Genomic DNA, 24,029 nt, shown 5'->3' with positions numbered 1-24,029 from the left:
GGGAGCCGCTCATCATACAGCAGTTTTCGGGGCCGTCAACACCTTTCGAAGCCCTTTTTCCTGCCGCCCCTCCGCCGTTCAGCTCTCGCTTCCCGTCAGCGGGCCGCGCATCTTACAGCAACTTTCCAGACCGTCAACCACCCGCTGAAAACCGCCTCCAACACGCCCCCGCCAATCAATCCTGCACCTCGGCGGGGCGCGCATTGTGCACATCCGTTTCAGCTTTGGGAAGGGGGGATGACAAAAATTTTTCAAAACCCCCGCCGGGCGCGCCCACGCCCCTTTTCGCTTGCGCCCTGAACGGGCCGACGCCGCACGCGCAGGGGCGTGCGGCGCGACACTCAGGCGGCGACCAGGCGAACCCGGGCGAAGTTGCGCTTGCCGACCGCGAGCACGCCCTCGAATCCCGGCACGAACACCCGCTGCGGGTCCTCGAGGACCTCGCCATCGATGCGCACCGCACGCTCCTTGAGCTTGCGGTTGGCTTCGGAGTTGCTCGGGGTCAGCCCCGCCGCGGTCAGCAGGGCGGCGATGCGCAGCCCTTCCGCCGGCACCGGCACGTCGTTCAGCGGCAACTGCGCGGTATCGCCCTGTCCGCGCACGGCGGCGTTCCATCCGGCCACCGCCTGCTCGGCCGCGGCCGCATCGTGGAAGCGCGCCGCCAGTTCGCGCGCCAGGCGCAGCTTCAGATCGCGCGGATTGAGCTGCCCGGCCTCGATGTCGCGCTTGAGGTTGGCCGCCTCGGCGACGCCGATGTCGAAGCTCAGCAGCTCGATCCATCGCCACATCAGGGTGTCGTCGATCTTCATGGTCTTGGTGACGATGTCGATCGCCGGCTCGTCGATGCCGATGTAGTTGCCCAGCGACTTGCTCATCTTCTGCACGCCGTCCAGGCCTTCCAGCAGCGGCATCGTCAGCACGATCTGCGGCTTCTGGCCGTGATGCTCCTGCAGCCCGCGCCCCATCAGCAGGTTGAACTTCTGATCGGTGCCGCCGAGCTCGACGTCGGCCTGCAGCGCCACCGAGTCGTAGCCCTGCACCAGCGGATACAGGAACTCGTGGATCGCGATCGACTGCTGCGCGGCATAGCGCTTGGCGAAGTCGTCGCGCTCGAGCATGCGCGCGACGGTGTGCTGCGCGGCGAGGCGGATCATGTCGGCGGCATCCATCTTGCCGAACCACTCGGAGTTGAAGCGCACTTCGGTGCGCTCGCGATCGAGCACCTTGAACACCTGCTCGGCATAGGTCTCGGCATTGGCGAGCACGTCCTCGCGGGTCAGCGGCTTGCGGGTGATGTTCTTGCCGGTCGGGTCGCCGATCATTCCGGTGAAGTCGCCGATCAGGAAGATCACCCGATGGCCGAGGTCCTGGAACTGCCGCATCTTGTTGAGCAGCACGGTGTGGCCCAGGTGCAGGTCCGGCGCGGTCGGGTCGAAGCCGGCCTTGACCCGCAGCGGGCGGCCTTCCTTCAGGCGCGCTTCGAGTTCTTCTTGCTTGAGGATTTCGTCGGCGCCGCGGCCGATCAGATCGAGGGAATCTTGGATGGACAAGGCTGGCTCTCTACGGGTCTGACCGCCGACCTGAATGCGACGACGGACACGGTTGCAGGTTAAAGGGGCGTTAACGCTCGCCGGGCCGAAAAACCCCATTCAGCTCAAGGGTTTGACGCGTGTTGCTCGCGTGACTATGGTACCCCCGACACGCCGCCTTCACAGCTTCCGCAGGGGGAGACCAAGACCATGACTGTAACGGGTTCCGGCCCCGGCCGGCGCGAGCGCCTGAAGGCCCTGCGCGAAGCCTCCCTGCACCGCCCGGTGCTGGCCCGTCACCTCTCCGATGGATTCAACGGCCGCTGGTCGCGTCGCCAATGGGCGACCGCGAGCCTGTTCGCGTCGATGGGCCTGCTGGTCGCGGCGATCGTGCCGGGCTTCAGCCACGACGTCAGCGCACCGGCGCACGCGCCGCGCCAGTCGATGGCGCTGGCCCTGCCGCCGCTGCCGGCGCGTTCGCCCGAACAGGCGCGCGGCGACAGCTGGCAGATCGTCACCGTGCAGTCCGGCCAGACCCTCGGCGAGTTGTTCGAGGACCTCGGCGTCCCCGCCGCGACCCTGCAGCAGATCCTTGCCCAGCCCAGCGCCAAGACCGCACTGGGCCGGCTGCGCCCGGGCACCGAGCTGGCCTTCGACCTGCCGGTCGGCGGCGGGCTGCGCACGTTCCGCTTCGACCGCGACGACACCCATCGCGTCGAGCTGCACATCGAGGGCGACTCGATCAAGGAGACCGTGATCGAGCGGCCGGTCGAGACCCGCACCGTGGTGGCGACCGGCGAGATCACCAGCTCGCTGTATGTCGCCGCGCGCAAGGCCGGCCTGTCGCCGGCGGCGATCGCGGTACTCACCGACGAGATCTTCCAGTACGACATCGACTTCAACACCGACATCCAGCGCGGCGACCGTTTCAGCGTGGTGATGGACGAGAACTGGCGCGAAGGCGAGCGCATCGGCCGCGGCAAGATCCTGGCGGCGACCTTCAGCACCGGCGGCAAGACCTATTCGGGCTTCCGCTTCGAGCGCGGCGACAAGGCCGAATACTTCAGCCCGGACGGCCGTCCGCTGAAGAAGAGCTTCATCCGCATGCCGATCCCGTATGCGCGGCTGACCTCCGGCTTCGGTTCGCGCCGCCACCCGGTGCTGGGCCGCGTGCGCCAGCACAAGGGCGTCGACTACGGCGCCGGCACCGGCACCCCGATCATGGCCGCCGGCGACGCGCGCGTGCAGTTCGTCGGCTGGAAGGGCGGCTACGGCCGTACCGTCGTGCTCGACCACGGTCGCGGCTACAGCACCCTTTACGCGCACATGTCGCGCTTCGGCAAGTACAAGGCCGGCCAGCGCGTGCCGCAGGGCTCGGTGATCGGCTACGTCGGCAGCTCCGGCCTGGCCACCGGCCCGCACCTGCACTACGAATTCCGCATCAACGGCGTGCACCGCAATCCGCTGTCGGTGACGATGCCGCCACCGGAGCCGCTGCGTGGCGCCGCGCTGGCCGAGTTCCGCGCCCAGACCGGTCCGGCACTGGCCCGCATCCAGCAGGTCGAGCGGATCATCTACGCCGATGTCGGCGGCGAGGCCGACGGCGGCCAGGTCGCCAAGGCCGAGGCGCCCAAGGACGGCAAGAAGGGCTGAGCCCGGCCGTAGCCGCTCCCACCGCGCGCCGCTGACGGCGCGCCCCGCCTCCCGGGCGCCGGCATGCGTCGCCCGCCCACGGCCACCGGCCCCGACCCGAGCATGCCCGACGACTCCAGCACCGACGCCCGCTTCTTCATCGGCCTGATCTCCGGCACCAGTGCCGACGGCATCGATGCGGCCCTGGTCCGCTTCGACGGCGACGACCGCTGCGAGCTGGTCCACGGCCACGCCCACGCCTGGCCGCAGGCGCTGCGCGCGCGCCTGGTGGAGATCGGCCAGGGCGCGCGGATCGACTCACTGGATGAGATCGCGACCCTCGACGTGCAGGTCGGCGAGGTCTTCGCCGATGCCGCGCAGGCGCTGCTGGCCAAGGCCGGAATGACCGCCGATGCGATCGCGGCGATCGGCTCGCACGGCCAGACCGTACGCCACCGCCCGGCCGGCGCCGCCTACGACGGCCGCCATCCGTTCACCTGGCAGATCGGCGACGCCCACGTGATCGCCGAGCGCACCGGCATCGCCACGATCGCCGACTTCCGGCGCCGCGACGTCGCCGCCGGCGGCCACGGCGCGCCGCTGCTGCCGGCCCTGCACAACGCACTGCTGCGCGCGCCCGACGAGGATCGCGCGGCCCTGAACCTCGGCGGCATCGCCAACCTGACCCTGTTGCCGGCCGATCCCGGGGGCGCGGTGCGTGGCTTCGATACCGGTCCCGCCAACTGCCTGCTGGACGCCTGGTGCCTGCGTCACACAGGCCGCGGCTACGATGCCGACGGCGCGTTCGCGGCCAGCGGCCGCTGCGACGATGCGCTGCTGGCGCGGCTGCTGGACGAGCCCTGGTTCACCGCGGCGCCGCCCAAGAGCACCGGCCGCGAGCAGTTCCATCTCGACTGGGTGGCCGAGCGGCTGCGCGGCGGCGAGCGCGCCGAGGACGTGCAGGCGACCCTGCTGGAACTGAGCGCGCGCACGATCGCCGACGCCCTGCGCGCGACCCAGCCGTCCACGCGCCGGCTGCTGGCCTGCGGCGGCGGCGTTCACAACCCGCTGCTGCTGGCACGGATCGCCGCGCACCTGCCGCAGGTGCGGCTCGAATCCACCGCGGCGCACGGCATCGATCCGGACCTGGTCGAGGCGATGGGCTTCGCCTGGCTGGCGCGCCAGGCGCTGGCCGGTGGCGCCGGCAACCTGCCCAGCGTCAGCGGCGCCCGCGGCCCGCGCGTGCTCGGCGTGATCCACCCGGCCGCGGACTGAGCCACGGGGCGACGCTCAGTCGCCGCGCCCGGGCGCGTCCTCGTCGAACAACCCGCGCGGCAGCGAAATCGACGGATCCGGCGGATCCGGTTCGGCCTGGGGCGGCGGCTCGATCTGCCCGATCCGGGCGAATCCGGGATCGTTGGGCACGTCCTCCATCGCCGCGATCGCCTCCTGCAGCGCGCGCGAATCGGCATCGTTGAAGGAGCGCGACAGCTCGCCCTCGCACACGTACAAGCCCTGCTCCAGCAACTGCATCAGGGCCGCCTGCAGGTCCCAACCGTGCGCGTCGGCGACGCGCTTGATGCGCTCCATCAGGACGCTATCGATGTCGCGAAGGATGATGTCACTCATGGCCTGGGCCGCATTCTGCGGTGAATTCACGTGATACCGGCCTCCATGCCGCGCCTTGGCTGGCGCGTGGCCACCAGTATGCACAACAGGACCGCCGGTAGGCCAACCAGGGCCGTGCCGGCAAAAAACAGCGAATAGCCCTCCAGCAGACCGCGCCCGGCCTCCAGGTGCTCGACCGCGACACCCGAAAGCCCCTTCAGCACCTTGCCCGGCAACGCATAGAACGAACTCAGCAATGCGTACTGGGTCGCGGTATAGCCGGCACTGGTCAGGCTCGACATGTAGCCGATCAAGGCCACCCCGGCATAGCCGCTGCAGAAGTTGTCGATCGCCATCACCGTGGTGAAGACCCCGGTATCCGCACCGTGCAGGGCCAGGTAGGAGAACGCGAGATTGGAGCCCGGCCCGAGCACCGCGCCGGCGATCAATGTGGGCATGAAACCGAAGCGCATCGCGCTCAGGCCCGCGGAGGCGATACCAAAGGTGGTGGCCACTAGGCCGATCGATCCGCGCACCGCACCGACGGTTTCCTTGTCGATCCCCAGATCGGCGTAGAACGGGTTGGCCATCGGGCCGAGCAGGAAGTCCGGCAACCGGTACAGGCTGATCGCCAGCAGCATCAGCAGGGCCCAGCGGCCGTGTTCGCGGAAGAAGGCGACGAACGGGCCGATCAACGCGTCGAACAAGCCTTGCGGCGTCAGCAGCGCCGGATGCGACGCGCTCGCGGCCGCCACGCTGACGGCCGGCTCACGCGCGATCAGGGTCGCGGCGATGCCGACGCCCATCAACAGCCCCATCACCTCGTAGGACACCACCCAGCCGACCTGGGCGGCAAGGATCAGGATCAGCGCATCGGTGACCAGCAGCGCGCCCCGGTAGCCCAGCGTCGACGCCGAGGTCAGCAAGCCCTGCTGCTCGTTGTTGTCGGCGCTTTCGATACGCCAGGCGTCGATCACGATGTCCTGGGTGGCCGAGGCGAACGCGACCACCAGCGCCAGCGCTCCGAACACCAGCAACTGGTCGAGTTCGGCGCCGAACAGCAGCAGCCGGCCCTCCTGCGGTTGCACCAACGCCATCCCGACCAGCGCGGCGCCGATGACCAGCTGCGACACCAGCATCCAGCCGCGCCGGCGCCCGAGCCAGCGTCCGACCAGCGGCGCATCGAGCTTGTCGACCAATGGCGCCCACAGGAACTTCAGCGAATAGGCCAGGCCGACCCACGACAGGAAGCCGATCGTCGACAACTCGATCGCGTTCTCGCGCATCCAGAAGCCGAGGGTGTTGCCGACCAGATAGATCGGGATGCCGGAGCTGAAGCCCAGCAACAGCATCACCAGCACCTTCGGCTCGCGCAGGCGCGAGAGCACGTCGACCCAGTCCGAGCGCTTGCGCGGTTGCGCCTGGGTATCGTCCGGCGACGCCTGGGCGCCGCTCACCCGGTCAGTCCCCCGTCGAATTCCACCGTGAACGGCGCGTGGTCGGAGAAGCGCGGCTCGCGCGCGATCGAGCAGGCCTTCAGCCGCTTCGCCAGCGCCGGGGTCACCAGCTGGTAGTCGATCCGCCAGCCCACGTCGTTGGCGCGGGCGGCGCCGCGGTTGCTCCACCAGGTGTAGTCCTCGCCCTCCGGGTGCAGCGCACGGTAGGCGTCGACCCAGCCGCCGTCGCGGCCGGCGGTGCCGTCGCTGCCGCCGTCGGCGCCGATCTGCCCGCTCAGCCACGCGCGCTCGACCGGCAGGCAGCCGGAATTCTTCTGGTTGGACTTCCAGTTCTTGATGTCGCGGGCGCTGCGCACGATGTTCCAGTCGCCGCACAGCACATAGTCGCGGCCGCTGGCCAGCCACGCGTCGAGGATCGGCTTGAGCCAGTCCATCACCTCGTACTTGAAGCCCTGCCGCAGTTCGCCGGAGGAGCCCGACGGGATGTAGAACGAGACCACGCTGAGGTTGCCGTAGCGCGCCTCGATGTAGCGACCCTCGTCGTCGAACGGCGCCCAGCCCAGCGCGGTGCGGACCTCGTCGGGTTCGCGGCGGCTGTAGATCGCCACCCCGCTGTAGCCCTTCTTGGTGATCGCGTCGCGATAGAAGCAGTGGTGGCCGTCGGGCCGGAACATCGGGTCGGTCAGCTGCGCCTCCTGCGCCTTGGTCTCCTGCAGGCACAGCACGTCGGCGTCCTGCTCGTGGAACCAGTCGAGAAAGCCCTTGTTGGCGGCGGAACGGATGCCGTTGGCATTGAAGCTGATGATTTTCACGAATGCCTGGAATGAGTGACCCGGGACTGTCAGAGCATACCCGCCCCGGCCCGCCGTCGAGGCGATCGGTTAGGCTTTCCCGACCCCCAGCCCGAGTCCCGCGTCCCGTGTCGTACAAGTCCCGCTTCCTCCAGCTCGCCTTGCGCGCCCAGGCGCTGCGCTTCGGCGAGTTCACCCTCAAGTCCGGCCGCCAGAGCCCGTATTTCTTCAATGCCGGCCTGTTCAACAGCGGCGCCGCCCTGGCCGGGCTGGCCGCCTGCTACGCCGACGCGATCGACGCGCAGCGCGAGGCGGGCGCGATCGGCGACTTCGACCTGCTGTTCGGCCCCGCCTACAAGGGCATCCCGCTGGCCACCGCGCTGGCCTGCGAGTACGCCGGCCGCGGACGCGACCTGCCGGTCGCGTTCAACCGCAAGGAGGCCAAGGCCCACGGCGAGGGCGGCAGCCTGATCGGCGCGCCGCTGGACGGCCGCCGGGTGCTGATCGTCGACGACGTGATCACCGCCGGTACCGCGATCCGCGAAGCCTTGGCGATCATCCGCGACGGCGGCGGCATTGCCGCCGGCATCGTGATCGCGCTCGATCGCCAGGAGGCGGTCGACCCGGCCGCATCCCGACGCTCAGCGGCAGAAACTGTCGCGGATGAGCAGGGGCTGCCGGTGATCAGCGTCGCCTCGCTCGACGATCTGCTCGCCTTCACCGGCAACGACGACACCCTCGCCGCCGAACGCGGGCGCCTGCTCGCCTACCGCGACGCCTACGGCAGCCTCACACCACGCTGACCCCCGCGGTAGCAAGCTCGTGACGGGCTTGGCCCGACTCTTGCGTCATGAACGAACGATGACCAGGGACGAACGGAGTCTGCCAATGAACACGATCCGCTGCCTGAGCCGCTCCGGGAGCGCGCTGTCGGCCGTCGCCGTCGGCGCCCTGCTGCTGGCGGCGGTATCGGCGGCGGATGCCCAGAGCAAGGGCAAGGGTGCCGCCAGCGGCAGCAAGAAGCTCTACTGCTGGCAGGAAAACGGCCGCAAGGTCTGCGGCGACGCGCTGCCGGCCAGCGCGGTCGACAGCGCGCGCACCGAGATCAGCGTCAACAGCGGCATGACCACCGCGACCGTCGGCCGCGCCCTGACCGCGGAGGAACGGGTCGCCGCCGCCGAACAGGAGCGCGCGCGCCAGCTCGAAGAGGCCAGGAAGGCGGCGCTGGCCCGCCGCGAGAAGGCGATGGCCGAGTCCTACGCCACCGAGGACGACCTGCGCCGCGCCTACCAGAACCGCATCGTCCTGCTCGACGAGACCGTCAAGGCCTCCGAGCTCGGCATCCAGGGCCTGCGCCAGAGCCTGGTCACCCTGTTGCGTCGCGCCAGCGAGACCGAGCTGGCCGGCAAGCCGGTGGGTACCGCGCTGGCCGGCAACATCCAGGGCCAGCACCAGGAGCTGCTGCGCCAGCAGGACATGCTCTCGCAGCAGCGCCAGGAGCGCGCCGATGTCGAGGGCGAGTTCGAGAGCGCGCTGACCCGCTACCGCGAACTCAAGGGCTGAGCCGCGCCCGCCGTTCAAGGCGTTCATAGCGGCGACGCGCCCGGCGCGCGCGCAGACACTGCTTGTCACCTCGCGACAAGGGGTGACCGATATCGCATTTTCGGGCAGACTCCCGTCCCTTCCAGGCCAGCCGGGTCTGGAAGCAATGGACGATTCCCAATCAAGGAGAGCTCCCGATGAAACACCTCATCCCGACGTTGCTGGGCGCCGCACTGCTGGTCGCACTCCCCGCCTGCAACAAGATCCCCAGCTCCGACGCACTGACCGCCGCAGTCGAAGGGGTCGGCGCGCAGGCCGACGACCAGGCCTGGGACGAGAAGGTCCAGGCCTATATCGAGATCGGCAATCGCATGCGCGGCTTCAGCAGCCCGACGAACGAAACCTTCGCCCAGTGGCGCGCCAGGGATGCGGCCAAGGTCGAGGCCGGCGATTTCAAGGCGATCCGCACCGACAGCCACTTCTTCTCCGATTCCGACGTCCAGAACCTGAAGGATGCGGCCGCGATGCCGGGCGCCACGCCGGAACTGGACCAGGCCGCCAACGCGCTGCTGGCGGCGATCGAGCAGGGCCTGCCGGCCTGGAGCGAGCTGCAGGACTACAACAAGGCCAAGCGCTACGAGGACGACGGCGGCGCCAAGGGCAAGGAGCTGTTGCCGAAGTACCGTGAGGGCATCGCCGCGATCGAATCGGCGGTGAATGCGCTGGCGGTCCAGGTCGACGCCGCCGCCAAGGTCGCCCACGAGAAGACCGTGGCGCAGTTCAAGGCCGACGGCCAGCTGCTGGAACTGCACACATGGGAAGCGCTCGGCTCGGCCGAGAAGGTGATCGACCTGTTCAACTCCACCGACGACTTCAAGAACGAGGCCAAGATCGAGGAGGCCAACGCGCACATCGCGGCGATGGAGGCGAGCATCGCCGCCATGCGCGAGGAGCACGACAAGCGCCAGGCCGAGGACGCCGACTCACTGCCGACCATCGACCGCTACGAGTCGCTGGCCGAGGAGCTGAGCGAGCTGGCCGGCAGCTACCGCGAGGCGCGCAAGGACCCGTCCGAGTTCAACGATGTCGTCGAGAGCTACAACGACGCGGTCGACATGCTGAACATGATGAACAGCTGAGCCCGGCTCGCGACACCGCAATGGCAAACGGGGCGGGAGTCCGAACTCCCGCCCCGTTTCGTTTCCGGCCGCCGCAGCGCGAGGGCGCGCCGCTGCCCGCCCCCCGCCCGCCCGCCTAGAACGGCAGGCGCAGGTCCGGCTTGACCGCCAGCAACTGGGCGCGGAACGCGGCCTGGATGCGTTCCAGCGCCGCCTTGCTGTCGGCGTCGAAGCGCAGCACCAGCACCGGCGTGGTGTTGGACGCACGCACCAGGCCCCAGCCGTCCGGCCAGTCCACGCGCAGACCGTCGATGGTCGACAGGCGCGCACCCTCGAACTGGGCCTGCTCGCGGAACGCGTCGACGAAGGCGTGCGGGTTGCCGTCCGGCGCGTCGACCTTGATCTCCGGCGTCGACACCCCGTCGGGCAGCTCGGCCAGCGCCTGGCTCGGGCCGTCCGGATGCATGGCCAGGATCTCCAGCAGGCGCGCGGCGGCATAGATGCCGTCATCGAAGCCGTACCAGCGCTCCTTGAAGAAGAAGTGACCGCTCATCTCGCCGGCCAGCTCGGCGTCGGTCTCGCGCATCTTGGACTTGATCAGCGAATGGCCGGTCTTCCACATCAGCGGGCTGCCGCCGTGGCGCAGGATGTGCCCTGGCAGACGGCCGGTGCACTTGACGTCGAAGATCACCACCGCGCCGGGATTGCGCTCCAGCACGTCGGCGGCGAACAGCATCAGCAGACGGTCGGGGAAGATGTTCTGCCCCTCGCGGGTGACCACGCCGAGGCGGTCGCCGTCACCGTCGAAGGCGATGCCCAGATCCGCTTCGAGACGGTCGACCATCTTGACCAGGTCATTGAGATTGTGCGGCTCGCTCGGATCCGGGTGGTGGTTGGGGAAGGTGCCGTCGATCTCGCAGTACAGCGGCGTGACCTCGGCGCCGATCGCCTCCAGCACGCGCGGCCCGAGCTCGCCGGCGACGCCGTTGCCGGCATCGACCACGACCTTGAGCGGGCGCTCGATCTGCACGTCGGAGGCGACCCGTTCGATGTAGTCGTCGTTGATGTCGCGCTGCTCGAGCCGGCCCGGGGCCGGTGCGGTGTACAGCCGGTCCTCGGCGACCCGCGCGTACAGGTCGGTGATCGCGTCGCCGGACAGGGTCTCGCCGCCGACCACGACCTTGAAACCGTTGTAGTCCGGCGGGTTGTGGCTGCCGGTGACCGACACGCAGGAACCTGCGCGCAGGTGATAGGCCCCGAAATAGGTCAGCGGGGTCGGCGCCAGGCCGATGTCGAACACGTTGCGGCCGGCCTTGCGCAGGCCCGCGATCAGGCCCTCGCTCAGCTCGGGGCCGGAGAGGCGGCCGTCGCGGCCGACCACGATGTCCTCCAGGCCCTGCTCGTGCATCAGCGAACCGATCGCATGGCCGACCAGTTCGGCGATGCCGGCGTCGAGCGACTGCCCGACGATGCCGCGGATGTCGTAGGCGCGGAAGATGCCGCGGTCGATGCCGACCTGGGCGGATGGGGGTGGTGCGTCCTTATCGATGATGGGTGCCTTCTGGGTGGGGGTGACCGGGGGCTCGGGCGCCTGCTGCAGCGACTCGGCCAGGGTCTGTTCGGAGGCCGGTTCCGCCTCCTCTTCGCCCTCGGCCGGCTTGCGCCGGCGGGCGAGCTTGTCCGCATAGTTGGCCAGCACCGCCATCAGCAACAGCACGGCGGCGACCATGAAGCAGGCGGGACCGTCGAGACCGAGCGGGCCGCCGGCGACGTCGGGCACAGCCGCGGCCACCCGCCACTCGCTGTCGGGGATGCGCGCGGCGAGCGACTCGGCGCCACCGCCCAGACGGCTGTCGCCGCGTTCGATCACGCTGAACGAGCCTTGCCGCAGGGCCATGTAGGTGTCGCCGGCCATCGGCGCCCGTTCGATCGCGTCGCCGATCGAATCCAGCGGCAACTGCACCACCGCCACCGCGACCAGGCGTTCGCCCTCGTGGATCGGCGAGGCCACCTCCAACTGCCGCGATCCGGCGTCGCCCACGACCCAGGCGACCGCCCGGTTCTGCGCGACCGCCGCTTCCAGCACCGCCAGGCGGCCGTAGCCGCCGCCGCGCGCGCCCTCGGCGGTCAGCACCGCGTAGGCGCTCTCCAGGCTGGGCGGGAACACCCGCGCCTCCTTGACCCCGGGCCAGCCGTCGGCGAGACGGGTGCCGGCGGTGGCGAAATCATCGGCCTCCAGCGCGGCGCGCACATCGGTCTTGGCCAGTTGCGTGGCCATCCGCTCGTACTCGCCGGCGAGCACCTCCTGCACGCTCTGCACGACCGAGTCGCGCGCGCTCTGCAGGCCGGCACGACGGCTGCTGTCCTGTTGCTGCTGCCAGCCGCACCACGCGAACCATGCCGCCAGCAGCACGCAGGCCAGCGCCAGCAGACGCCGCAGCAATCGGCCTTGTTCAGCCGACAACTGCGGCCGCTCGATCTTCAGATCCACCATTCCGTCCTTCCCCTTGGAGCCTCTCGCCCCGCTAGCGCACGCCGGTGTGGCCGAAGCCGCCGGCACCCCTTGCACTGGCCTCGAATTCGTCGACGACCTGCAACCGTGCACGCACGATCGGCAGCATCACCAACTGCGCGATGCGGTCGCCGGGCTCGATCGTAAAAGCCTGCCCGCCACGATTCCACACGCTGATCATCAACGGTCCCTGGTAATCGGCGTCGATCAGCCCGGTCCCGTTGCCCAGCACGATGCCGTGTTTGTGACCCAGTCCCGATCGCGGCAGGATCACCGCGCACAGTCCCGGATCGCCGATGTGGATCGCCAGACCCGACGGCAGCAGCGCCGCATCGCCCGGCGCCAGCGTCAACGGCGCATCCAGCGCCGCCCTCAGGTCCAGGCCGGCGCTGGCCGCGGTCGCATACGCCGGCAGCGGCCAGGCGTCGCCGAATCGCGGATCGAGCACTTTCAGTTCCAGGGTGTGGTGCACGGCGTCACGTTTCCTCGATTGGTCGCTGCGGCGATGCGGCCTCCGGGCCACCCGACGGGTGTTGCAAGTTTCGTGCCCCGCCAACCCTCATGCCGCCGGCGTCGTATCGGCCAGGCGCTCGAGGACCAGGTCCAACAACAGGTCGGCCAGTTCGGTCTTGGCGGCCGGGCCCAGCGCGCGCTCGCCGTCGCCCCAGAACACCGACAGCGCGTTGTCGTCGCATTCGAAGCCGCTGCCGGCGACGCCGACGCGATTGGCCGCGATCATGTCCAGACGCTTGTTGTCGAGCTTGCCGCGGGCGTAGCCCTCGACGTTGTCGGTCTCGGCGGCGAAACCGACCACCAGCCGCGGACGCTGCGACGCATGCGCGGCGACCTCGGCGAGGATGTCGGGCGTGCGCACCAGCTCCAGGGTCAGGGTGTCGCTGCCGGGACGTTTCTTGATCTTGCTGGCCGAGGCCTCGCGCGGGGTGAAGTCGGCGACCGCGGCGGCGCCGATATAGACGTCAGCCGGCAGCTGGGCCATCACCGCGGCATGCATGTCCGCGGCCGAACGCACGTTGATCCGGGTCACCGCCTCCGGCGACGGCAGCGACACCGGCCCGGCGACCAGCACCACGTCGGCGCCCCGGCGGGCGGCGGCGGCGGCGATCGAGAAGCCCATCTTGCCGCTGCTGCGGTTGCCGATGAAGCGCACCGGATCGATGTCCTCGTAGGTCGGGCCGGCGCTGATCAGCACCCGCAGTCCGGCCAGGGAGGCCGTCGCGCTGCCGGCACCGGGCGGGCGGTCGTGCGCGGCCATCTCAGGCGCCCTCCGTCCGCATCGCCTCCGCCAGCGCGGCGACGATCTCGTGCGGTTCGCTCATCCGCCCGGGGCCGGACTCGCCCTCGGCGAGCGGGCCGTCGTTGGGGCCGACCACCTGCACGCCGCGGCCGCGCAGGGTATCCATGTTGGCCACGGTCGCCGGATGCAGCCACATCCGGTGGTTCATCGCCGGCGCCACCGTCAGCGGCGCGGTCGTCGCCAGGCACAGGGTGGTGACCAGGTCGTCGGCCATGCCATGGGCGAGCTTGGCGAGGGTATTGGCGGTGGCCGGCGCGATCACGATCCGGTCGGCCCAGCGCGCCAGCTCGATATGCCCCATCGCGGCCTCGGCCGCGGCATCCCACAACGAGGTCCGCACCGTGCGCCCGGACAGGGCCTGGAAGGTCGCCTCGCCGACGAAGTGGCCGGCATCGGCGGTCATCGCGACCTGGACCTCGGCGCCGGCCTCGCGCAGGCGCCGCACCAGATCGGCCGCCTTGTAGGCGGCGATGCCGGCGCAGACACACAGCAGCACGTGTTTTCCGGCCAGGTCGGCGGGCATGGGATCGGAAATTTCCTAGGCGAAACCGGGCGTTTAGCTTACCCGATGACGGATGACTTTCCGGCTGTTTCGAACGCCGGTGCGCGATGCAATGGGCTCGTGGCGGGGCGGCCGGCGTCTCCGGACCGGTCCCCGGCTCTTCCCCAACGGGAACCGGGAGCCGGCCCGTCGCCACACACAACCACAAGGACAACCTGCCCAAGGAAGGGCCCCATGCAGGACGCACCCCAGGACCGACTCTCCCCCGCCGTGCTGCGCATACGCGAATGGCCGGCCAGCGAGCGCCCGCGCGAGAAGCTGCTGTCCCGTGGCCCCGGCGCGCTGTCCGATGCCGAACTGCTGGCGATCTTCCTCGGTTCCGGCCTGCGCGGCCAGGACGCGGTCACCACCGCGCGCCAGCTGCTCGCCGTCCACGGACCGCTGCGCCGCCTGCTCGAATGCTCGCCGCAGGAGCTGGCGTCGCTGCCGGGCCTGGGGCCGGCCCGGATCTGCCAGCTGACCGCGGTGCTGGAGCTCTCGCATCGCCACCTGTCGGCCGAACTGGAGCGCGGCGAGACCCTGAGCGACCCGGAATCGGTCGGCCGCTACTTCGCGCAACGCCTGCGCGGGCGCTCGCACGAGGTGTTCGCGGTCCTGTTCCTGGACACCTGCCATCGCGCGCTGGCGTTCGAGGAGATGTTCCACGGCACCGTCGACGGCGCCGAGGTCCACCCGCGCGAAGTGGTGCGCCGCGCCCTGGCCCACAACGCGGCGGCGCTGATCGTCGGCCACAACCATCCCAGCGGCAATCGCGAACCCAGTGCCGCCGACCGCACGGTCACCCTCCGCCTCAAGCAGGCGCTGGCCCTGGTCGACCTGCGCCTGCTCGACCACATCGTGATCGCCGACGGCCCGCCGGTCTCGCTGGCCGCACGCGGCTGGCTGTGAGGAGGCTTCGGGCGGCGGGCTCGCGCCGGTGGGCAGGAGGGTTCCGGCCCGCCGCCCCCTTGCCGCCAGCCATGCCGCCAGCCATGCCGCTGGCGTGGACCCGCCCGGGCCGGGGTGCGTCGCCGTCGCATCCGTTCATCCTCCGCAGCCCGTCCGGACCGCTGTCGCGTACAATGGCCGGTTCCGAAACACGCCCCAAACGCCCGTGAAAACCGCTCTCCGCGCCCTGGTCGCGCAGGCCATCGATACCCTGCGCGCCGCCGGCACCCTGCCGGCCGACCTCGTTACGCCCGACTACGTCATCGAGCGGCCGAAGACCCGCGCGCAGGGCGACTTCTCGACCAATGCGGCGATGCTGCTGGCCAAGCCGGCCCGCGCCAACCCGCGCGCGATCGCGCAGGCCATCGTCGATGCGCTGCCGGCCAGCGACACGGTCGCCAGCGTCGAGATCGCCGGACCGGGCTTCATCAACTTCCGCATCGCCGAAGCGGCCTGGCGCGGCACGATCGGCGAGGTCTTCGCCGCCGGCGAGGCCTATGGCCGCAACGACAGCGGCCGCGGCCACACCGCCGGGGTCGAGTACGTCTCGGCCAATCCGACCGGACCGCTGCACGTCGGCCACGGCCGCGCTGCGGTGATCGGCGACTGCATCGCGCGCGTGCTCGCCGCCAACGGCTGGAACGTGAAGCGCGAGTTCTACTACAACGACGCCGGCGCGCAGATCAACAATCTGGCGATCTCGGTGCAGGCGCGCGCCCAGGGCCGCGGCCCCGACGACGCCGGCTGGCCGGAAGACGGCTACCGTGGCGACTACATCAAGGACGTCGCCGCCGCCTACCTGCGCGGCGACAGCGTCGAGGTCGAGGGCCACGTGGTCACCGGCGCCGGCGATCCGGACGACCTCGATGCGATCCGCCAGTTCGCGGTCGCCTACCTGCGTCGCGAACAGAACCTCGACCTGGAAGCCTACGGCGTCGGCTTCGACGTCTATTTCCTCGAGAGCAGCCTGTACACCGACGGCAAGGTCGAGGAGACCGTGCGCGAGCTGGTCGCCGGCGGCCACACCTACGAGGACGGCGGCGCGCTTTGGCTGCGCAGCACCGACTTCGGCGACGACAAGGACCGGGTGATGCGCAAGTCCGACGGCGCCTACACCTACTTCGTGCCGGACGTCGCCTACCACCTGTCGAAGTGGCAGCGCGGCTACGAGCGCGCGATCACCGAGCTGGGCGCCGACCACCACGGCAGCCTGGCCCGCGTCCGCGCCGGTCTGCAGGCGCTGGACAAGGGCATCCCGCCGGGCTGGCCGGAGTACGTGCTGCACCAGATGGTCACGGTGATGCGCGGCGGCGAGGAAGTGAAGCTGTCCAAGCGCGCCGGCAGCTACCTGACCCTGCGCGACCTGATCGACGAGGTCGGCAAGGACGCCACCCGCTGGTTCCTGATCGCCCGCAAGCCCGACTCGCAGCTGACTTTCGACATCGACCTGGCCCGCAGCCAGTCGCTCGACAACCCGGTCTACTACGTCCAGGTCAGCCATGCGCGCATGTGCGGGCTGATGCGCCAGCTGGCCGAGCGCGGACTGGAGTTCGACCGCGACAACGGCCTGGCCCAGCCGCTGGACCTGGACGATGCCGCCTGCCACGAGCTGGTCGCCGCGATCGGCCGCTACCCGGACGTGGTCGAGAGCGCCGGTCGCGACCTGGAGCCGCACCAGTTGGCCGCCTACCTGCTCGAACTGGCGCAGACCTTCCAGTCGTACTACAACGATCACCAGTTCCTGGTCGAGGACGCCGCGACCCGCGACGCGCGCCTGACCCTGGCCCTGGCCACCCGCCAGGTGCTCGCCAACGGCCTCGGCCTGCTCGGCGTCGGCGCCCCCGAGGTGATGTGAGCCGCCCGCGTCGCTTACACTGACCGATAACGCACGTTTTGCGATAGACATCACACTTCGCCCGGCATCTCCATCGTGCCGCCGGCGACCGCAGCGAGGTTCATGACACGGTGGCAGCACGACGCAACAAGTCCCAAGCCAAGCGCAACCAGAGCAACGGCCTGCCCGGCTGGGCCTGGATGGTGCTCGGCATCCTGCTGACCCTGATCGTGGTGCTGGTCGCGCCCGGCTACCTGAAGTCCGACGGCGACGGCTTCTTCCGCCCGCAGCCCAACCCGAATGCGCAGCCGGCGCCGGTATCCAACGCCGACGACGAGGTCGCACCGCAACCGCGCGCGGGCAACGACGAAGCCGGCAACGCCACGACCGCCCCGGCGACCGGCGACGACGACGGCGAGGACTTCGCGTTCTACGACATGCTCACCGGCAAGGAAGTGCCGATGACCGACGCCGAGCTGGCCGCGACCGAGCGCGCCGAGAGCCAGCGCAAGGCCGCGCTGGAGCGCGACCGCGCGCTGCGTGCGCTCAATGGCCAGTCCGACGTCCAGGTCGCCTCGACCGATCGCAGCCTGCCGCGTCCGGTCGACGCCGAAGTCGCCAGGGCGCCGGCGCCTGTCCCCAAGCCCGAGGAAAGCCGCCCCGCGCCACGCGAAGCCGCACCCGCACCCGCACCAACGGCAACCGCGGCGGCGCCGGCCGGCAACACCGCCACCGCCGCCGGTGTCGGCGATGGCAGCCGCTACATCCTGCAGGCCGGCGCGTTCCAGGCCTCCGGCCAGGCCGAGGAGCTGAAGGCGCGCATCGCCCTGCTCGGCCTTGGCGCGCGGGTGGAATCGGCGCAGATCAACGGCAAGACCGTCTACCGCGTGCGGATGGGCCCGTATGGCACCGCCAGCGACCTCGCCGACGCCAAGCGCAAGCTTGCCGGCGGCGGCCTCGACGCACTGGCGATCAAGGCGCAGTAAACCGGTTTTTCGCGGCCGTCGGTGGTTCCGGCGGCGATCCCGATCCATCGACACCCGCCGAGCGGTGGGTCTCGAACGATGCCCCATCGATGGCGACACCGCGCTTGCGAGTCGGCGACGGACGTTCGCAGATGACGGGCCACCACGGGTCGGCCGCGCGGCACCGCGACGGGATTCGCCGGGCCGCCAATCCACCACCACGACTCACGGCGTGTCGTACGCTCCTTCCGGTAGCACGCTCCCGTTTAGCGACCGCGCGTCAACGCGCGCGTCCACGTCTGCACTTGGCCACCAAAGCCGCTGTGCTAGGTTCTGAGCGACGCTGCGGAATGCCGGCAAGCCCCGTCTCCGCGCCCTCTTCCACATGGAGGTCCCCGCGTGCGCAACCGCTCCGCACCGCTTCGCCGAAGACCGGCACGCGCCCGCCTCGTCGCGGCTTCCGCCGTGCTCGCTTCCGTTCTGATCAGCGCAGGATGCCAATCGCCCATGGCCATGACCGCCCCATCCGACAAGCCCCGCATCACCCGCGGCGACAACACCGTCGCCGATTGGCCGCTGAAGTTCGTGCGCCACAACTTCGGTGCCTATTGCTACGACACCATCGGCTGCAAGGTGCTCTACGCCGGATTCCCGCATGGCGTCGACAACGAGGACGACGTCAGTCCGCCGCCTTCGCACTTCGGTCCGGATCACAGGGAAAACTGGAACGCCGGCCATCTGGCCCTGCCAAATTTCCCTTCGCCGGCGATCGTGACCTGGCGCTCGAAGGATGGCGAGGCGCACCGTGCCGAGGTCGATATCGGCGAGATCTTCAAGGACCGCCTGATCCGCCACAACGTGCCGCGCGAGGACATCCCGGAAGGCATCTCGATCGGCAATCCCGGGATCGTGCTCGAGGTCAACGACCGCACGATCAATGTCTACATGCGAGCGTTCATCCCAACCAAGGAACTGCAGATCCCCGGCAATCGCTATAGCGGGCATCGTGACGACTGGGTGCTTGCCTGGACCCGCACCTACTGATCCGATCCAGGGAGGAGAGCCATGGGCAAGGACAAGCGCCCCGACGGCGTCAGCACCTATCCGGCTGACGCCAACGATCTGGACAGCTACCGGCAGGCCAGCGACGCGCTGTCTCGGATGCCGGCGCCGGAGCTGGTCAGCGCGGACAACCCGCATGAACGCCTGTTCGTCGCCGCCTTCGATGGCACCGGCAACAGCATGTACAAGGACGCGCCGGAGAACCACACCAACGTCGCGGACATCTACAAACAGGTCCAGCGACAACAGCTTCCGAACATCCAGGCCGGCTACGTCGAAGGCCCGGGCACGCAGGGCGGCATCGCCGGCGCCTGGGACATGATCAATGGCAATACCTACGAGGCGCGCCTGGAGGAGATGTATCTCCAGTTCGTGGAGCAAGCCAATCGTTGGTTGCAGAAGGACCCCCAGGCCGATATCCGCATCGCCGGCATCGGCTTCAGCCGCGGCGCCGAACAGGCCGCCGGCTTCGCCCGCCTGGTCGAGGAGCGCGGCATCCAGAATCCGGAGGGCATGGTCGTCAAGCGCGATTCCAACGGCCTGGTCGAGAGCATCGAGTTCACCAAGCCGCCACTGCTCGAACCCGGGCGCGTCCCGCAGGCGGTCGGCCTGTTCGATCCGGTCGGTACCGGCGAACCGCGCGACCATGACCGCCGGCTGCCGCCCTCGGTGATCTCCGGCTTCCAGATCACCGCCGAGGACGAGCGCCGCAACCTGTTCCAGGGGACCCGGATCCTCGACCCGGGCATGAGCGCGGACGGCCGTTTCCTCAGCGTCACCGTCGGCGGCGCGCACAGCGATGTCGGCGGCAGCTATGCGCTCAACGGCCTGGCGATCCGCAGCGGCAACCTGATGGTGGATTACCTCAACGCGCTGAGCGACACGCCGTTCCTGGACAAGCGCGCCGAACCGGCGGCGCCGGAACTGAATGTCGTGCATCGCTCCGAGGAGCACCAGTTCTTTTACCGCACCTCGGTCTACGACCGCGAAGGCGTGCGCGGCGCCCAGGAGGAACTGGCGCCGGACACGCTGTGCCGGATCGACTGCCTGGACGCGGAACCGCGCGACGAGGCGATGGCCGCCGGCTTCGAATTCCGCAAGGTCGGGATCGCACCGATCCCCGGCGCGCCCGCGGCGCAGGAGCAGACCGCCGCCCAGGCACCCGAGGCGGCAGCCGACACGCCGGCCGCGCGCCTGGACCGTCTGCTCGATGGCCGGATCGACCCGGCGTTGCAGGAGCGCTGGGATCGCGAGGTCGCGACCCAGCGCGCGAACCTGGACGCGGCCCAGGAACGCGAACAGGAGCAGGCCGGGCAACAACAGCAACAACAGGCCGCGGCCGAACAGGCGCGCTGAGTGACCCGAGTCCGCACCGCGCGCGCCACCGCGACCGGACAGCCCCCGCATCGCCCCGGTCGTCCGAAACCGTGTGCGGTTCGCGGACGCGCCCGCGCGACCCGCTCTAGACTGCGGCAGCAGCGCGACCGCCGCGAGGGCGCGCGTGGATCGTGGCCGGGGAGCCCATGGACAAGCGACTGGACAAACGACACCTGTTGGGTTGCATCGCCGCGCTGGCGCTGATGCTCGGTTTCGACCTGGCGATCAGCCTCAGCGGACGCGCACTGGACCTGCCCACCGAGACCGGCTGGGGCACGATCCCGCTCGCCGGCCTGCTGGTGACCCTGCTGGCGATGCTGATCGGCGGCGTGATCGCGCGTCGCGGCTTCCGCCCGCTGGCGGTCCTGCTGGCGATCGCGGTATGGCTGAGCGTGGCGTCGGTGATCGGGATCGGCGCGCTGTCCAGCGACGGCGGCCCCGCCTTCGGTGCCGGCGACGTGCTGCGCCAGCACGGTCTGGCGATGGCCCTGAGCCTGCTGGCGGCATGGGTCGGCGCGACCCTTGGCGAACGTTTGGCCGCACAGGACCCCGTGCCCGCGGCGCAGGGTTGATCGACAGCCGGTCGCGGCCGCCCAGCGGCCCCTCAGCGCGCCCTAGGGCTTGCGCTTGAGCGCGATCAGCGCCGAAGTGTCGGACTCGCCGTAGCCGCGCTCGACCAGCTCCGCGTAGTCGGCGACCGCCTGGTCGATGGTCGCGGTGCGGATGCCGGCCTCGCGGGCGATGCCCTGCACGATCCGCAGGTCCTTGAGCATGTGCACCGACTTGAAGCCCGGCGCGAAGGCGTCGCGCAGCATGGTCGCGCCGCGCTTTTCCAGGAACCAGTTGCCGGCGGCGCCGGCCATCAGCGTCGGCAGCAGGCGCTCGGCATCCAGACCGAGCTTCTCGGCCAGCGCCAGGCCTTCGCAGACCGCCTCGTTGATGCCGGCCACCAGCACCTGGTTGACCGCCTTGGTGGCCTGGCCGGCGCCGGTTTCGCCCATCAGGCTGATCCGCGCGGCATAGGCCTCGATCACCGGCCGCGCCTTCTCCAGCGCCGCCTCGGCGCCACCGACCATCACCGACAACTTGCCGTTGCGGGCGCCCTCCACACCACCGGACACCGGCGCGTCGAGGAAGGCGATGCCCTCGGCGGCCAGCAGCGCGGCGACCCGGCGCGCGGTCTGCACCGACACCGTCGAATGGTCGACGACGACCGCACCGGTCTTGAGCACCCGCGCCAGCGCGGTCGCGTTCTCGATCACGTCCGCGTCCAGCGACACGCACAGCGCGACCACGTCGCAGTCGGCGAAGTTGTCGGCCGAACGCGCGCTGCGCACGCCCAGTTCGGCGGCCAACGCATCGGCCTTGGCCTGGGTGCGGTTGCCGACCACGGTCAGCAGGCCGGCGTCGCGCAGATAGCGGGCCATCGGTGCGCCCATCGCACCCAGTCCGATGAAGCCGGTCTTCAGCACGGCCGGGGAGTTCTCAGTTGCCATGTTTCATAGGTTCCATTCAAAGACGGTAATCCGCGACGCACCGGTGACGTGAAGCGGGTCGCTCTCGGCCAAGGCACGGGCCTGGTCGAGGTCGTCCGCACGCAGCAGGTAGGCGCCGCCGCTGGCATCGCCGAATCCGCCGGCCAGCCGCAGGCGCCCCTGCTCGCGCAGTCGCTCGAGGAAGGCCCGGTGCGGTCCGATCACCGCCGGATCGAAGTCCGGCCCGCGCATCGCCAGCACCAGGAAGTGTCTGTCGGCAGCAGCCTCGCCCATGTGCGTCTCAGATCGCGCGACCGACCGCGGCGCCGCCGTCGTCGAGGTAGGTGTAACCGGTCAGCCCCGCCTCCAGCGCATCCACGAGCTGCGCCGACTCGTCGGTCGGCAGATGCGCATCGGCGACCCGCTTGCGGTAGGCCTCGCGCAGCGCGTCGAGGCGGTAGCCGACGTAGTCGAGCATCACGTCGGTGGTGTCGCCGCGGCGCTGCTGGGTCAGCCGGTAACCGCGCGGATCCTCGCCGTCGACGCGCATCTCGACCGCATCGGTGTCGCCGAACAGGTTGTGGATGTCGCCGAGGATCTCCTGGTAGGCGCCGACCAGGAAGAAACCGAGCCGATAGCTCTGGCCATGCTGCAACGCGTGCAGCGGCATCGAGGTATTCAGCGTCTCGTTCTCGACGTAGGTGTCGATGCGGCCGTCGGAGTCGCAGGTCAGGTCGGCGATCACCCCGCGCCGGCTCGGCACCTCGTCGAGACGCTCGATCGGCACGATCGGGAACACCTGCTGGATCGCCCAGATGTCCGGCATCGACTCGAACACGCTGAAATTGACGAAATACTTGTCGACCAGACGCTGGTTCAGTTCGTCCAGGACCGCCTGGTGGCTCTTCTCGCCCGGGTTGAGCTGCGCGCGCACCGCGTGCGCGATCGCATAGAACAGGTCGTCGATGCGGGCGCGGTGGACCAGGTCGATCTGGCCCAGCGCGTACAGGCTCAGGCCCTCGCTGTGGTGGTGCTGGGCCTCGTGGAACAGCTCCACCGCCGGACGCTGGCCGAGCTCCTCGTGGATCTCGCGCAGATGGCGGATCACCGCCGGCTCGTCGTCGTGCGGCTCGGGCACGCGGCCCTCCGGCGCCTGCTCGACCTCCGACACGTTGGCGATAAGCACCGCGTGGTGGGCGGTCATCGCGCGGCCGCACTCGGTGACGATGCGCGGCGCGCTCAGACCGTACTCCTCGCAGGCCTCGGCCAGCGGCTGCACGATGGTGCCGGCGTACTGGCTGGCGCCGTAGTTGATCGAGCAATAGCTGCGCGAGCGGGTGCCCTCGTAGTCGATGCCCAGGCCGCCGCCGACGTCCATGTAACGCACGTTCGCACCGAGCACCGACAGCTCGACGAAATAGCGCACCGCCTCGCGCATGCCGCTGGCGATGTCGCGCACGTTGGAGATCTGGCTGCCCATGTGGAAGTGCAGCAGCCCCAGGCAGTCGGTCATGCCGGCATCGCGCAGCGACTTCCACAGGTCCAGCACCTGCCGCGGCGACAGTCCGAACTTGGCCTTGTCGCCGCCGCTGTTCTGCCACTTGCCGGCGCCGAGGCTGGCCAGGCGCATGCGCACGCCGATGCCCGGCTGCACGCCCAGCGCCTCGGCCTCGGCCATCACCAGCGGCAGCTCGGACGGCTTCTCGATCACGATCCAGGTATCCAGACCCAGCTTGCGGCCGATCAGGGCCAGGCGGATGTACTCGCGGTCCTTGTAGCCGTTGCAGACGATCAGCCCGCCCGGGCGCGACAGTGCCATCACCGCCATCAATTCGGGCTTGCTGCCGGCCTCCAGGCCGAAGCCCTCGCCGCTGTGCGAGGCCAGGGTGCCGGCGACGCCGTGGTGCTGGTTGACCTTGATCGGGTACACCGCGGTGTAGCCGCCGGGGTAGTTCCAGTCGGCCATCGCCTGCGCGAACGCGCCCTGCAGGCGGCCGAGGCGGTCGCCGAGGATGTCCGGGAAGCGCAGCAGCAGCGGCAGCTTGGCGCCGTTGCCGCGGGCCTCGTCGACCAGGGTGGCCAGAGCCACCGACGGGCCACCGTCGCGGCGCGGACGCACGCTGATGCGGCCGGCGTCGTCGACATCGAAATACCCCTCGGCCCAGTGCGGGATCGAGTAGGTCTTGCGAGCCTGGTCGGGAGACCAGCGGGACAGCGACGGAGACATCGGCGGAACACCGGTTGCGGGGGACGCGCATTCTACAGCCGCGGGCGTGACGGGGCGCGCGCCGGCGGCCCCGCGGCGGCGGCGGCGGTCACCTCG

At 70.1% G+C, this 24,029-nt stretch carries 20 protein-coding genes and 1 pseudogene; 11 read left to right on the top strand and 10 right to left on the bottom strand.

What is annotated here, in order from left to right; all coding sequences use genetic code 11:
* Window positions 1-341: 341 nt before the first annotated feature.
* Window positions 342-1,550: a tyrosine--tRNA ligase gene (tyrS, locus tag FKV24_RS13445; protein WP_223250196.1), complete on the bottom strand. Its 1,209-nt coding sequence runs from the start codon at window positions 1,548-1,550 to the stop codon at window positions 342-344.
* A 189-nt stretch (window positions 1,551-1,739) separates the two neighbouring features.
* On the opposite strand from tyrS, the gene FKV24_RS13440 reads away from it, so the two are divergent.
* Both FKV24_RS13440 and FKV24_RS13435 read left to right on the top strand, forming a co-directional pair.
* Window positions 1,740-3,182 (top strand): M23 family metallopeptidase, encoded by a 1,443-nt coding sequence (locus tag FKV24_RS13440; RefSeq protein ID WP_141482732.1) that lies wholly within the window; start codon window positions 1,740-1,742, stop codon window positions 3,180-3,182.
* A gap of 102 nt (window positions 3,183-3,284) precedes the next feature.
* Window positions 3,285-4,436, top strand: coding sequence for an anhydro-N-acetylmuramic acid kinase (locus tag FKV24_RS13435; RefSeq protein ID WP_141482731.1), 1,152 nt, complete (start codon window positions 3,285-3,287; stop codon window positions 4,434-4,436).
* Between the two features lie 15 nt (window positions 4,437-4,451).
* Here FKV24_RS13435 and FKV24_RS19605 read toward each other — a convergent pair whose 3' ends face one another.
* Genes FKV24_RS19605 through FKV24_RS13420 form a run of 3 tightly spaced genes read right to left on the bottom strand, consistent with a single transcriptional unit; the run spans window position 4,452 to window position 7,038 of the window.
* Entirely contained in the window at window positions 4,452-4,790 is a 339-nt protein-coding gene (locus FKV24_RS19605) for a hypothetical protein (RefSeq protein ID WP_211371868.1), read from the bottom strand.
* A 26-nt stretch (window positions 4,791-4,816) separates the two neighbouring features.
* Window positions 4,817-6,226 (bottom strand): AmpG family muropeptide MFS transporter, encoded by a 1,410-nt coding sequence (locus tag FKV24_RS13425; protein ID WP_249041021.1) that lies wholly within the window; start codon window positions 6,224-6,226, stop codon window positions 4,817-4,819.
* Window positions 6,223-7,038: an exodeoxyribonuclease III gene (locus tag FKV24_RS13420; RefSeq protein ID WP_141482730.1), complete on the bottom strand. Its 816-nt coding sequence runs from the start codon at window positions 7,036-7,038 to the stop codon at window positions 6,223-6,225. Before FKV24_RS13420 ends, FKV24_RS13425 begins: the two co-directional genes overlap by 4 nt.
* Window positions 7,039-7,145: 107 nt before the next feature.
* Here FKV24_RS13420 and pyrE point away from each other — a divergent pair, with 107 nt between their 5' ends.
* The 3 genes from pyrE to FKV24_RS13405 all read left to right on the top strand — a co-directional run bounded on the left by pyrE (window position 7,146) and on the right by FKV24_RS13405 (window position 9,698).
* On the top strand, window positions 7,146-7,820 hold the full coding sequence (gene pyrE / locus FKV24_RS13415) for an orotate phosphoribosyltransferase (protein ID WP_249041020.1): 675 nt from the start codon (window positions 7,146-7,148) through the stop codon (window positions 7,818-7,820).
* A gap of 85 nt (window positions 7,821-7,905) precedes the next feature.
* Window positions 7,906-8,580: a hypothetical protein gene (locus FKV24_RS13410; RefSeq protein WP_141482728.1), complete on the top strand. Its 675-nt coding sequence runs from the start codon at window positions 7,906-7,908 to the stop codon at window positions 8,578-8,580.
* Window positions 8,581-8,756: 176 nt separating this feature from the next.
* Entirely contained in the window at window positions 8,757-9,698 is a 942-nt protein-coding gene (locus FKV24_RS13405; protein ID WP_111267754.1) for a DUF3829 domain-containing protein, read from the top strand.
* 115 nt (window positions 9,699-9,813) lie between these two features.
* Here the strand turns inward: FKV24_RS13405 and FKV24_RS13400 are convergent, their stop codons facing one another.
* The 3 genes and pseudogenes from FKV24_RS13400 to coaBC all read right to left on the bottom strand — a co-directional run bounded on the left by FKV24_RS13400 (window position 9,814) and on the right by coaBC (window position 14,027).
* Window positions 9,814-12,090: a phosphomannomutase/phosphoglucomutase gene (locus FKV24_RS13400; protein ID WP_425481638.1), complete on the bottom strand. Its 2,277-nt coding sequence runs from the start codon at window positions 12,088-12,090 to the stop codon at window positions 9,814-9,816.
* A gap of 112 nt (window positions 12,091-12,202) precedes the next feature.
* Window positions 12,203-12,661 (bottom strand): dUTP diphosphatase, encoded by a 459-nt coding sequence (gene dut / locus FKV24_RS13395; RefSeq protein ID WP_111267756.1) that lies wholly within the window; start codon window positions 12,659-12,661, stop codon window positions 12,203-12,205.
* 87 nt (window positions 12,662-12,748) lie between these two features.
* Window positions 12,749-14,027: pseudogene (gene coaBC / locus FKV24_RS13390) on the bottom strand (bifunctional phosphopantothenoylcysteine decarboxylase/phosphopantothenate--cysteine ligase CoaBC).
* A 252-nt stretch (window positions 14,028-14,279) separates the two neighbouring features.
* On the opposite strand from coaBC, the gene radC reads away from it, so the two are divergent.
* From radC to FKV24_RS13360, 6 genes are all read left to right on the top strand, one after another.
* Window positions 14,280-14,954 (top strand): RadC family protein, encoded by a 675-nt coding sequence (gene radC / locus FKV24_RS13385; RefSeq protein ID WP_111268211.1) that lies wholly within the window; start codon window positions 14,280-14,282, stop codon window positions 14,952-14,954.
* Between the two features lie 205 nt (window positions 14,955-15,159).
* Window positions 15,160-16,848 carry an arginine--tRNA ligase gene (gene argS / locus FKV24_RS13380; RefSeq protein WP_141482726.1) on the top strand — a complete coding sequence of 563 codons (1,689 nt, stop codon included), beginning with the start codon at window positions 15,160-15,162 and terminating at the stop codon, window positions 16,846-16,848.
* A gap of 110 nt (window positions 16,849-16,958) precedes the next feature.
* Window positions 16,959-17,813: an SPOR domain-containing protein gene (locus FKV24_RS13375; RefSeq protein ID WP_141482725.1), complete on the top strand. Its 855-nt coding sequence runs from the start codon at window positions 16,959-16,961 to the stop codon at window positions 17,811-17,813.
* 378 nt (window positions 17,814-18,191) lie between these two features.
* Window positions 18,192-18,836 (top strand): hypothetical protein, encoded by a 645-nt coding sequence (locus FKV24_RS13370; protein ID WP_249041019.1) that lies wholly within the window; start codon window positions 18,192-18,194, stop codon window positions 18,834-18,836.
* 21 nt (window positions 18,837-18,857) lie between these two features.
* The gene (locus tag FKV24_RS13365; protein WP_141482724.1) at window positions 18,858-20,210 is read left to right on the top strand and encodes a phospholipase effector Tle1 domain-containing protein; all 1,353 of its coding nucleotides are present in this window, start codon (window positions 18,858-18,860) and stop codon (window positions 20,208-20,210) included.
* Window positions 20,211-20,377: 167 nt separating this feature from the next.
* Window positions 20,378-20,803, top strand: a complete 426-nt coding sequence (locus tag FKV24_RS13360) for a hypothetical protein (RefSeq protein ID WP_141482723.1) — start codon at window positions 20,378-20,380, stop codon at window positions 20,801-20,803.
* A gap of 42 nt (window positions 20,804-20,845) precedes the next feature.
* Here the strand turns inward: FKV24_RS13360 and FKV24_RS13355 are convergent, their stop codons facing one another.
* Genes FKV24_RS13355 through speA form a run of 3 tightly spaced genes read right to left on the bottom strand, consistent with a single transcriptional unit; the run spans window position 20,846 to window position 23,921 of the window.
* Window positions 20,846-21,727: an NAD(P)-dependent oxidoreductase gene (locus FKV24_RS13355; protein ID WP_211371867.1), complete on the bottom strand. Its 882-nt coding sequence runs from the start codon at window positions 21,725-21,727 to the stop codon at window positions 20,846-20,848.
* A gap of 3 nt (window positions 21,728-21,730) precedes the next feature.
* Complete coding sequence (locus FKV24_RS13350; protein ID WP_111267762.1) at window positions 21,731-22,000, bottom strand: YciI family protein; 270 nt, start codon at window positions 21,998-22,000, stop codon at window positions 21,731-21,733.
* A 7-nt stretch (window positions 22,001-22,007) separates the two neighbouring features.
* The gene (speA, locus tag FKV24_RS13345) at window positions 22,008-23,921 is read right to left on the bottom strand and encodes an arginine decarboxylase (RefSeq protein WP_141482733.1); all 1,914 of its coding nucleotides are present in this window, start codon (window positions 23,919-23,921) and stop codon (window positions 22,008-22,010) included.
* Between the last annotated feature and the right edge of the window lie 108 nt (window positions 23,922-24,029).

The organism is Marilutibacter maris (genome assembly GCF_006546735.2).
Classification (GTDB): Bacteria; Pseudomonadota; Gammaproteobacteria; order Xanthomonadales; family Xanthomonadaceae; genus Marilutibacter; species Marilutibacter maris.
This window is presented reverse-complemented; position numbering and strand designations above follow the sequence as displayed.